Annotated in this window: 9 protein-coding genes; 7 read left to right on the plus strand and 2 right to left on the minus strand. The window is 49.4% G+C overall.

Features of this window, described 5'->3' with window-relative positions; genetic code table 11:
- Positions 1 to 554, plus strand: a 554-nt coding sequence (locus HKN79_08865) for an ATP-binding protein (protein ID NNC83676.1), incomplete at its 5' end; no start/stop codon positions are given.
- Positions 555 to 586: 32 nt separating this feature from the next.
- On the opposite strand, the gene HKN79_08870 is transcribed toward HKN79_08865, so the two are convergent.
- The gene (locus HKN79_08870) at positions 587 to 1,543 is read right to left on the minus strand and encodes a lipid A deacylase LpxR family protein (protein ID NNC83677.1); all 957 of its coding nucleotides are present in this window, start codon (positions 1,541 to 1,543) and stop codon (positions 587 to 589) included.
- 111 nt (positions 1,544 to 1,654) lie between these two features.
- Between HKN79_08870 and HKN79_08875 the strand changes: the two genes are divergently transcribed.
- The 3 genes from HKN79_08875 to msrA all read left to right on the plus strand — a co-directional run bounded on the left by HKN79_08875 (position 1,655) and on the right by msrA (position 4,594).
- Complete coding sequence (locus HKN79_08875) at positions 1,655 to 2,215, plus strand: hypothetical protein (protein NNC83678.1); 561 nt, start codon at positions 1,655 to 1,657, stop codon at positions 2,213 to 2,215.
- Positions 2,216 to 2,387: 172 nt separating this feature from the next.
- A complete protein-coding gene (locus HKN79_08880) occupies positions 2,388 to 3,878 on the plus strand; it encodes a hypothetical protein (protein ID NNC83679.1) in 1,491 nt (496 codons plus the stop codon).
- 62 nt (positions 3,879 to 3,940) lie between these two features.
- Positions 3,941 to 4,594 (plus strand): peptide-methionine (S)-S-oxide reductase MsrA, encoded by a 654-nt coding sequence (gene msrA / locus HKN79_08885; protein NNC83680.1) that lies wholly within the window; start codon positions 3,941 to 3,943, stop codon positions 4,592 to 4,594.
- A 4-nt stretch (positions 4,595 to 4,598) separates the two neighbouring features.
- Here msrA and HKN79_08890 read toward each other — a convergent pair whose 3' ends face one another.
- Positions 4,599 to 5,198, minus strand: a complete 600-nt coding sequence (locus tag HKN79_08890; GenBank protein NNC83681.1) for a carboxymuconolactone decarboxylase family protein — start codon at positions 5,196 to 5,198, stop codon at positions 4,599 to 4,601.
- Between the two features lie 195 nt (positions 5,199 to 5,393).
- On the opposite strand from HKN79_08890, the gene HKN79_08895 reads away from it, so the two are divergent.
- From HKN79_08895 to HKN79_08905, 3 genes are read left to right on the plus strand one after another with little or no spacing between them, the layout of a single operon-like run.
- Positions 5,394 to 9,011: a TraB/GumN family protein gene (locus HKN79_08895; GenBank protein NNC83682.1), complete on the plus strand. Its 3,618-nt coding sequence runs from the start codon at positions 5,394 to 5,396 to the stop codon at positions 9,009 to 9,011.
- Positions 9,012 to 9,066: 55 nt separating this feature from the next.
- Entirely contained in the window at positions 9,067 to 9,495 is a 429-nt protein-coding gene (locus tag HKN79_08900) for a hypothetical protein (GenBank protein ID NNC83683.1), read from the plus strand.
- A 2-nt stretch (positions 9,496 to 9,497) separates the two neighbouring features.
- Positions 9,498 to 9,947 (plus strand): SRPBCC family protein, encoded by a 450-nt coding sequence (locus HKN79_08905; protein NNC83684.1) that lies wholly within the window; start codon positions 9,498 to 9,500, stop codon positions 9,945 to 9,947.
- Positions 9,948 to 9,955: the final 8 nt, after the last annotated feature.

Here is a 9,955-nt window from a genome sequence, read left to right on the forward strand (position 1 = left end):
CCGTGGATAAGCTATTGTCTACCATCGACAGTTTAGCGGAAAGTCTGAAGAGCAGGAAGAAAGAAGAGAACCTGGACGAAGTCAAACTCTCTATACTCCTTGAAGATGTCATCACCAGCTTGGAGATACAGTTGGAAAAGGCAGAAGGCGAGATAGTGGTCAAAAAGCCATTGGATGGTATAGTCATCGAAGGACATCCCACCTTTCTTACCAGCATCTTGCAGAACGCATTGGATAATGCGATCAAGTATCGATCGAAAGAGAGAAGATTGGAGATAGAGATAGAACATGAGATCCGAGATGAGTTCGTATGTCTCATGATCAAAGACAACGGGATTGGGATCGACCTGGAAAAGAATCAAGAACGGATATGGGGTAAGTACAATCGATTCACTTCATCTGCTGAAGGCACAGGAATCGGTATGTATCTGATCAAAGGAATGATCGAGCAGATGGGGGGCATGGTAGAGGTACGAAGCGAGGTGGATCGATTCACAGAGATCAGATTGTATTTCAAAATGGCAGATAGAAAGGAGATGGAAGTTCATGAATGAGGCCCCTCCGATCCAGGACGTCCACTTTAATTTCAGATCTTCCAACCTACTTTCAAACCTCCATAGGATGCCGCTTCTCCTCCATTGAATTCAGGGCTCATCATCATACGGAAGAACTCGAGGTACATGGAAGGACTTTGGACGATGATGCCGAATTCCATCGACCCGACCAATCGCTCGATATCTCTGGACCGAATGGTGTAGGGACTGTCTCGATTGATCTTTCCTCCCTGTAAGGTGGCATCATATTCTATCGCGGAAAGCAAGGGTCTGCCATAGGCAAACAAGCTCCATGACCCAAGTGATCGACCTTCGTTATACACATCGGGAAGCAAGCCCACCTGAATTTGCGCGCCTGCGTGGGCCTTGCTCATCAGAGTGCCGACCTGAATGGCCAGATCGGAGTGGATGGCCACTCTATTCTTCATTCGAATGAGTTGCTTTTCATGTGCGAGGCCATAATTGATAATCACATCATTGGCTATTTGATTCTTCCAACCACCGGGTATGCGATTGTCCAAGGCGCGGTGTATAGTGACCTGCATCCACTCTCCAAAGGCTACAGGACCTATCACACCAAGGCTGAGAGTAGAGGTCAATCGGGATTTAGAATCCCTGTCTACAGAGGTATTCATGGATTTCAGCATGATGGCCGAGGCAAATGGTCTATCCCCGAATTGGATTTCTTCACTGACGATATCACGCGGAGTGAATCCGATATGCTCTAGGATCAATCCATGGCGTATCTCCGAGTCACGCTTCTTGATCAGGATCCTTGATAAGGGGTTGCGAGAGAGCGATGGCGAACTCCATTCAAAACTATATCCCTGGGTATAGCTCCTATCGCTGGAGGCGAAATAGTCATTGTCATAACTGAATCTGAAATGGGAGCTATGACCCATTTCTCTAAGAGTGATGTGCTGGTCTATCTTCTGTCCAATGGTGATGACCGGCCACATGATGAGAAGCCCTACAAGTATCCTTTGCATACTCTATCTACGTATCAGAAGAGCCGATCGGATTGGGTGACATTCCACCTTTATGAAGTAGAATCCATCTCATTTATTCTTCCGAGACTTGTCCTATCAAAGACTCACCTAGTGAAGAATCCATCTCATAACCTCAGATACCTGATCAAAGAGATGATACCCGTGATACTCGGTATCCTGATCGCGCTCTTCGTCAACAACTATGTAGAAGAACAGAATCAGGAAAAGTATCTTCAAAAGGTCATGTCCTCGATCACCGTGGAATTCAAAGAGAATGTGAGTGAACTGGAGACGAATATGGCTGCGCACATAGCCTTCATCGACCTCTTGGATGATCGTGTCGATGAAGAGGATCTATCCTTGGGGGACCTTCTCAATGAGACCAACGGAATAGAATTGGTCAGTATCAAGAATACCACTGCCCAAACCCTATTGAACAGTAACATCCATCTAACGGATTTCACTCAGGTATCACCTTTGGTAGATATCCAAGAAGGCAAGACCCACCTCATGGCCATACATCGTGAGTTGATCCGGTTCATCTATTCCAATCTTGATGCGACCGATACAGCTAAGAAGTACATTTTACGATCGGTGTTGAATGACATCATCCACTCGGAGGAGAATCTACTGGAAGCTCATCGTCAATTTCTCGGTTCGGTCAAGGAATAAGGTCATGACGTTCTCGAAATGATTCAGTGCAGCAAGCCTTAGACCCTCGAACGGAATCAATGGCAGTACAATGGGGCGATCTCTTTCGCGTTATCTCCAAAAACCCATCTTTGTCTGCGCTATGCGCAATGCGATATCCTGAGATCTCGCAGTCGAAGCACATTGAGTTCCTATGAGAATTTCCCTCCTCATCATAATGGCTGTCATTCTAGCCTTCACTGCCTGCCGTAAGGATGAGCAGATCAATACCGATTCCGGGCTTATGCTGGAGTTCAGCCGGGATACCGTGCTCTTTGATACCGTCTTCACCACCGTGGGTACCGCTACTCAACTCCTCAAGGTGTACAATCGCAGCAATCAGGCGGCCGAGGTCTCTTCCATCTATCTGGGCGAAGGCCAAGGCAGTGCCTATCGCATCAATGTAGACGGAGACCCAGGGCATTCTTTCAGCGATGTGCTCATCCAAGGCGAGGACAGCATATTCATCTTCATCGAAGTGACTATCGATCCCAATGGAATCAACACCCCGCTCATAGAGATGGATAGTCTGGTCTTCGTCACCAATGGCAATGAACAGCATGTGGACCTGGTCGCTTGGGGGCAGGATGCATGTTTCTACAATCCCACCAATGACATCTCAGGTCTCCCTCCCCTTACCTGTCTGGATGGGGATTGTCTGAATGAAGAACCTCCGGTGGATATCACTTGGACCAATGAGAAACCCATAGTGATATACGGATATCTGGTCATCGATGAATTCGACAAACTGACCATAGAAGCTGGGACACAGATCTTTCTACACGAAGGCTCGGGTATATGGGTATGGGAAGGTGGACAATTGACTGTCAACGGCACGGCCGAAGCCCCCGTGGTCTTCCAACATGACCGACCCGAAGAGCTCTATGATGATATACCAGGTCAATGGGACCTCATCCGCATCAACGAAGGTCCAGTGGGGCAGGACAATGAGTTGAATCATGTGATCATCAAGAACAGCATCATCGGAATCGAGGCCAAACCACTGGTGCTGCAGGAAGAGGACATCGACAAGCCTACATCAGAGAATCAATTGATCCTCAACAACTGCATCATCCAACAGACGACCGCTTTCGGCCTACTGGCACGCAAGTACCGCATAAGCGCCACCAACTGTCTTTTTGCCAATAGCGGTCAGCAGACCGTTGGTATCTCGGGTGGTGGGGCCTATGACTTCACGCACTGTACCATGGGGAATTACTGGATCTGGTCCAATAGGACTGAGCCGAGTTTCTTCATGAGTGATCTCTATCTGGATGAGGCAGGGAACCCCAATCAGGCCTTCATCGAATCCTTCTCGGCCAAGAACTGCATCATGTATGGAAATACATTCGAGGAATTCCTGGTCGATCTCAGCGAATTCCAACCCACAGAGGACATCGTATTCTCCTACTGCATGGTACGGGTGGATGAGATGGACATCAGCGATGAGACCATCTATCAGGATATGTACTCCAATGAGTTCTTCGGTCCGGGATTCATCGCTCCGAGCGAGAATGACTTCCATCTGGAAGAAGATGCCTTTGTCATAGACAAGGGCGACCCGGGATTCTTCCTAGGCGAGGATCTGGAAGGAAATCTCCGCACACCACCCGGTGATCTAGGCTGCTACGAATACAGCGAATGAGCCTTGAAAGGTCTCTGGATAAGGCATGGTTCTTGTCGCGTCTTACACCTAATCCACGACTGATGAAACACTTCTTCACTTTTGCTTTCGCCCTGATACTCATCTCCTGTAATGTGTCCTCGCAGGATCAGAATTCGGAAGACCCAGGTCAGAAAGCCACCCAGGCCGGATTGGATGAGCTGAGCAGGGCCTACTTTGCCAGCGGATGTTTCTGGTGTGTGGAGGCCGTGTATGAAAGCGTAGAAGGAGTAGCCGAGGCCGTGAGCGGCTATGCTGGCGGTCACACAGAGAATCCCAGTTATCAGGAAGTGGGCACCGGCAAGACGGGACATGCAGAGACCGTACTGGTGTATTATGACCCGTCTGTAGTGGATTTCAAGACCCTGGTAGATGTCTATTACGGAAGTCAGGACCCTACCCAGGTCAATGGTCAAGGACCCGATAATGGATCAGCCTATCGATCCATCATCTTTTACCAGAACGAAGAAGAACGCCAGATAGCTGAAGCGGCCAGAAATGCTCTGGATGAGTCAGGCCAGTATGAACAGCCCATAGCTACTGATATCGAGCCCTTCAAGGCCTTCTACCGGGCAGAAGATTATCATCAGGACTATGAGAAGCGCAATCCGTATCAGCCCTATGTACGCAGTGTGTCCATCCCTCGTTTGAATCGATTCAAAGAGAAGTTTCCCGAGCTGCTCAAGGCCGGAGAATAGGGTCCTAATAGGTGTGTTTTCCGATGGTCCAACCATCGGTACCCAGAAGCTCTTCACCATCCTTGGCAGCTGGGCCTTCGAGTTGCGTACCCATACTGTCATTCCAACGGTTCAGGTAGCCGAATAGAGCTATGACTCCCATAATCTCCACGATCTCCCCATCATCCCAGTGAGCACGCATACGTTCTGCGATCTCATCGCTGACCGCATTGGGAACTTGAGAGGCCGCAATGGCCAGATCGAATACTGCGCGTTCTGCCTCGCTGAAGGCCGGATAGGTCTTGTAGTCCCAGATATGCTGCAGCTTATCCTCCTCTGATCCATAACGCACGGCAGCGCGTATGGTATGGGCTTCACAATAGCGACATCCGGTCGTCCGACTGGAGAGATAGGCCAATTGCCGTTTCAATGCACTGGTCACCCTTCCCTTGTTCTCCATGACGGCCTGATTCATCTCCAAGAATGCTCTGGCGATGCGGGGTCTATGCATCATGGTAAAGAGGCTATTGGGTGTGAATCCCAAGGTCTCCTGGTAGAAAGCGGCCATATCTGCTGCTTCTGCATTGCCCTCCTTATCTATGGGGGAAACAAGTGGTCTTTTCATGGGGATCAAAATACACTTTCATCTTCACAGGAGACAACATGGAATCATAGGACCCGTTCTATTCTCAAGAGATGTCCGTTCCTTTCAGCCCGATGAATCACGTCCTCTGTAGCTTTCTTGGCAACTCCATGAATTAGGACGACATTTGCCCGCAGTTGAAGGGCCGGGCCGGTACCCATCGCTAGTACATATTCAATGCATAGACACCTTCTCATCCTCCCCTTCTTCCTGTTCTACTTGACCACGCATGCTCAGAAGCAATACCAAGGTCTGCTATGGGAGATCACGGGCAATGGCATGGAAGAACCCTCCTATCTCTACGGGACCATGCATGTGAGTGATAAGGTCGCATTCTACTTAGGAGAACCCTTTTTCGATGCCTTGGAATCGGTCGATCAGGTGGCTTTGGAATTGGAACCCGAACAATGGTTCAGCGAGGTGCTCGGAGGTGAGATGATGACCAACACCTTCCGTATGCTCCAGCGATCGGAATACCAGTATTTCGGTGGATCGGGAAATTGGAATATGCTCGAAGGACGCATGGAGTTCCCCGAAAATACCAATCTGACCATCCAACAGATCTTCCGGAGCAATCCTTCCATGATCAATCAGTTGCTCTTCCGATTCTACGACCCCAGTGGAAATTTCGAAGAAGAGACCTGGCTGGATATGTATATCTACCAATCGGCAGTCAAGTTGGGCAAAGAGACCATAGGGCTCGAGACCTTTGACGAGTCCATGGGTATGATGCGCAAGGCACAAGAGGCCATCGAGAAGAATCCCCGTGACTTCTCCGATTATGACATGCAATCCCGATACGAGGCCAATGAGAAGATCGAGGATGCATATCGCAAAGGGGACCTCGACCGACTGGACTCATTGAGTATGCGCCTGAATGATAAGGCTTACACCAAGTACATTCTGATAGAGCGCAATAAGAAATTCATCGAAGGGATGGATTCCCTTATGCAGCAAGCGCCTTTGTTCACAGGAGTGGGGGCCGCTCACCTGCCTGGAGAAGAAGGCTGTATCGAAATGCTGCGGGACCTCGGATATACGGTCGTTCCAGTACGCATGGGCCTGCGGGATGCGAAGAAGAAAGAGAAGCTCTCCGAATCCTTCGTCAAACGCCCTTTGCGACCATTCGTGAGCGAGGATGCCCGTGTGGACTTCGATAGTCCTTATGAGGTCTATGAGATGAGCATGGATCTTTTGAACCATTCCTTCATCACACTGGATATCGCCAATGGACTCACCTTCATCATCGACCGCTTTGTGACCAACAATGCAATCGAAAGGACGAGTGTCTCGCATCAGATCCAAAGCTTGGACAGCATGCTTTTCGAGATCATCCCCGGGGAGATCATCCAGCAGAAGGAGGTCTCGATCGGGGGCATGCGCGGATTGGACATTCTCCACGAGATCGCCCGAGGAGACATCAATCGGGCAATGATTCTTTTCAGTCCGCAGGACGTAGTAGTCGCACGGCTATCGGGCAGTGGACAGAAGATCAAGAAAGGAGCTGGCGATCACTTCTTTTCCAGTCTCGATATAAACCTCCATGGGCAACGCACCAGCCCTTGGCGCGCCTTCCGATCGATGGATGGAAGCTTGACCATCACACTACCTGGCGAAGTGGCTGATTATATGGATGCACCGGCTTCCTTGATGAATGGAGACCGATTCATTCAGTCCATCGATGCTGAAGGTGATGTGTATCGCCTCTACCGATTGCAACACTACGATCGGAATTATATCGAAGACGAGCGCTACTTACTCTACTTGGCCGAGTCGGCCTTTGAAGAGGACAATGATGTCGTAGAATTGGATAGAAAGAACCTAGAGGTGAATGGTCAGCCGGCCCTGCAGATCGAATTCGGAGTAGGGGATGATCAACGCATGACCGCACGCTTCCTAGTATCGGGGAATTCCATCATCGCCATGCAGTGCTACAGCGCCAAAGATGCCAAGGTGGAGCGTTTCATGGATGCCTTGGAACTGGAGAATGAACAATTCGATACCTACTACCCTATCGTTGATTCTGCTGGGTATTTCCGCTCGACCATAGCTTGGGAAAAGGATACAGACGACCTGCTCGGATCCGGTGCGTTCGGGATGTTCGGATTCGGAGAGCAGGAGGAAGAGTATGAATACTCCTATGAAGTGGATCTGGCATCACCGGGAAGTTGTTCTCCCCTCAAAGTGACCTATTTCCGCTATCCACGCTATGAGTACCTCGAGAGCCGAGATGATTTCTTGGAGAAATGGGACGATGCCATCACCGGACAGGGAGACCTGGTCATTCTCTCCAAAGATGTGGACTGGAAAGATGAAGATGTCGAGGTCACCTATGTGCTGGGCGACAGTCTTTCGGATTATGCCTATGAGCTGTATTTCAGGACCAAGGGGAACTCTGTCATCTCCATTGAGACAGGATATGATCAAGACTTCGGACCCAGAGAAGATTTCCAACGACTGATTGAGGATATCGAACTTCTGGAGGACACACTCGCCTATCCTCGATTCATAGAGGCTGCACCAGAGATATTCTTAATGGATATCCAGAGTGAGGACAGCGCCTATTTCTCCATGGCCAATGAGCGATTGGAAATGACGGAGGCATTTCCTGAGGCCGACCGTTGGGCAATCTATCAGCAACTGGTCGAATCCCCTTCCCCATTGGCCAGTGAGGAAGACAAAAAGGAGTATCGATCCGGATACAATCGCTATCGATATCTCAGCACAGAGATAGGTCTGGTAGATTCACTGATACTGGAATATCAGGCATATTCAGATAGTGCGGCCTATCAGGTAGAGATCTTGACAACACTTCTCAAGACCAGAGAAGAAGAAGCCATCGCCCGAGTGCGAGAGATACTGACCGAAGAAGCGCCTATAGGGGTTTCTGTGGGCTTCACAAGTGAATTATTCAGTGCATTGAAGGATAGTTTGGAGATATATTCCGATCTGTACCCCGAGTTGCTCGAACTCTTGGAGTACGATGAGTACAAAGAACCCGTGCTCCTTACACTCAAGATGATGTTGGATAGTGCGGTCATTGACACCAGTCACTATACAGATCGCTATGATTACCTGCTCAGACAATCCAAATTGGCCTTTCGCAGGTTGAGCAGTACGGACTTCACCTATACGGATCTTACCGAGCAGAATTCTTGGAAATCATCGATGGATCTTTTCGACTATCTGAGCTTACTGCGCCCCTTCACCCATCTACCGGAGGTAGAGCATCATTTTGAGGATGTCGGTACCAGCTCAAGACCTGAGATCCGCAAAGCCTTTGCACATTTCTTGACACACTACGGAGAGTCTGTTTCGGACAGTGCTATTGTGAGCCTTTTGGAGGGCGATGCATTAAAGGACTATGGATTTCTCAAGAATCTCGAGCGCACCGACCTCTGGAGCGATACCATGGATCTGAAAAGGGTCTTTGTCACGGAGCGCACAGAAGAGCGCTGGTCTACTTATGAATATCAGTATTCATGGGACAAAAGCGAGATTGATTCAGTAGAAATAGTCCAAGTGATGCAGGATTCCATCCGCACGCATGGATTCACGACCTATTACTTAAGAAGTCGCATCACTGAAGATGGAATCTCTCGACCCAAACTTCATGTCGTCATGGTCTATGACAGGTCAGCGGCTCCGGACTTCACCGCACTTCATCTGATGAATGATCCCAGCGAGATCGATAGTGAGGTGGAGCAATGGGAAGAGATGAAGCGCCAATTGATCGCACGCAACAGAGCATGGATGCCTGATTCCTATCGAAATTCCGATACCTTCATCTGGTAGTCTTCTAGTCCTTCGGTCGTATATTGAGGGTCTATTAACCTCTCAAAACCTGACCATGACCTCCATCAAATCACCCCTTTGGTTCATCATAGTGGCCGTCATCGCGCTGCTCTGGAATATCATGGGCCTTGCCGCCTTTATCTCTGATACGCAGATGAGTGCCGAACAGATGGCCGAACTTCCACCTGCCATGGCCGAAGCCTATGCCAACTCCCCACTTTGGAATTGGGTAGCCTATGGTACCGCAACGATCTTCGGATTTCTAGGCAGCTTGATGCTGCTGCTGAAGAAGAAGATTGCCCTCCCCTTGCTAGGACTATCCTTGGTCGGGGTGATCGTGCAATTCTTCGGCTGGTATTTCATGACCGATATTCTTACAGAAATGGGAGGAGGTGCGATGGTCATGCCTGCTCTGGTGGTCATAGTTGCCATGTATCTCTACTTTCTATCCCACAAGGCCAAGCGCAAAGGCTGGATAGCTTGACCATGGAACTGAAATTCATATGTGAGACGAACATCGATGCTCCGCGTGATAAGGTCGTGGCACTCTGGTCCGACCCGGATAACCTCAAGCATTGGCAAGAGGGATTCCTCGGGATTGAACATCTGACCGGAGAGAGAGGCGCAACAGGATCCACTTCCCGTATGCGCTATCTCATGGGCAAGAATGAGATGGAGCTCCATGAGACCATCGTCAAGAATGACCTTCCGGATGAGTTTATCGGGGAGTATGTGCATGAGAAGATGTCCAATCGCTTGACTACGCGATTCACGGATCTAGGAGATGGCAGGACTGCCTATTGGTCGGAAGTGCACTATACCGAGCTGCATGGATTCATGGTCCAGATGATGGCCCGCTTGTTTCCCGGAGTCTTCAAGAAGCAGGTGATGAAGTGGATTTTGAACTTCAAGAAATTCGTAGAAGTGCAAGAGTGAGGATTCTT

The organism is Flavobacteriales bacterium, from assembly GCA_013001705.1.
Lineage (GTDB): Bacteria > Bacteroidota > Bacteroidia > Flavobacteriales_D > JABDKJ01 > JABDLZ01.

Coding starts and splice junctions, on each gene's coding strand:
- HKN79_08870 (NNC83677.1), bottom strand. CDS start 1,543: ATGCAAAGGATACTTGTAGGGCTTCTCATCATGTGGCCGGTCATCACC.
- HKN79_08880 (NNC83679.1), top strand. CDS start 2,388: ATGAGAATTTCCCTCCTCATCATAATGGCTGTCATTCTAGCCTTCACT.
- msrA (NNC83680.1), top strand. CDS start 3,941: ATGAAACACTTCTTCACTTTTGCTTTCGCCCTGATACTCATCTCCTGT.
- HKN79_08890 (NNC83681.1), bottom strand. CDS start 5,198: ATGAAAAGACCACTTGTTTCCCCCATAGATAAGGAGGGCAATGCAGAA.
- HKN79_08895 (NNC83682.1), top strand. CDS start 5,394: ATGCATAGACACCTTCTCATCCTCCCCTTCTTCCTGTTCTACTTGACC.
- HKN79_08900 (NNC83683.1), top strand. CDS start 9,067: ATGACCTCCATCAAATCACCCCTTTGGTTCATCATAGTGGCCGTCATC.
- HKN79_08905 (NNC83684.1), top strand. CDS start 9,498: ATGGAACTGAAATTCATATGTGAGACGAACATCGATGCTCCGCGTGAT.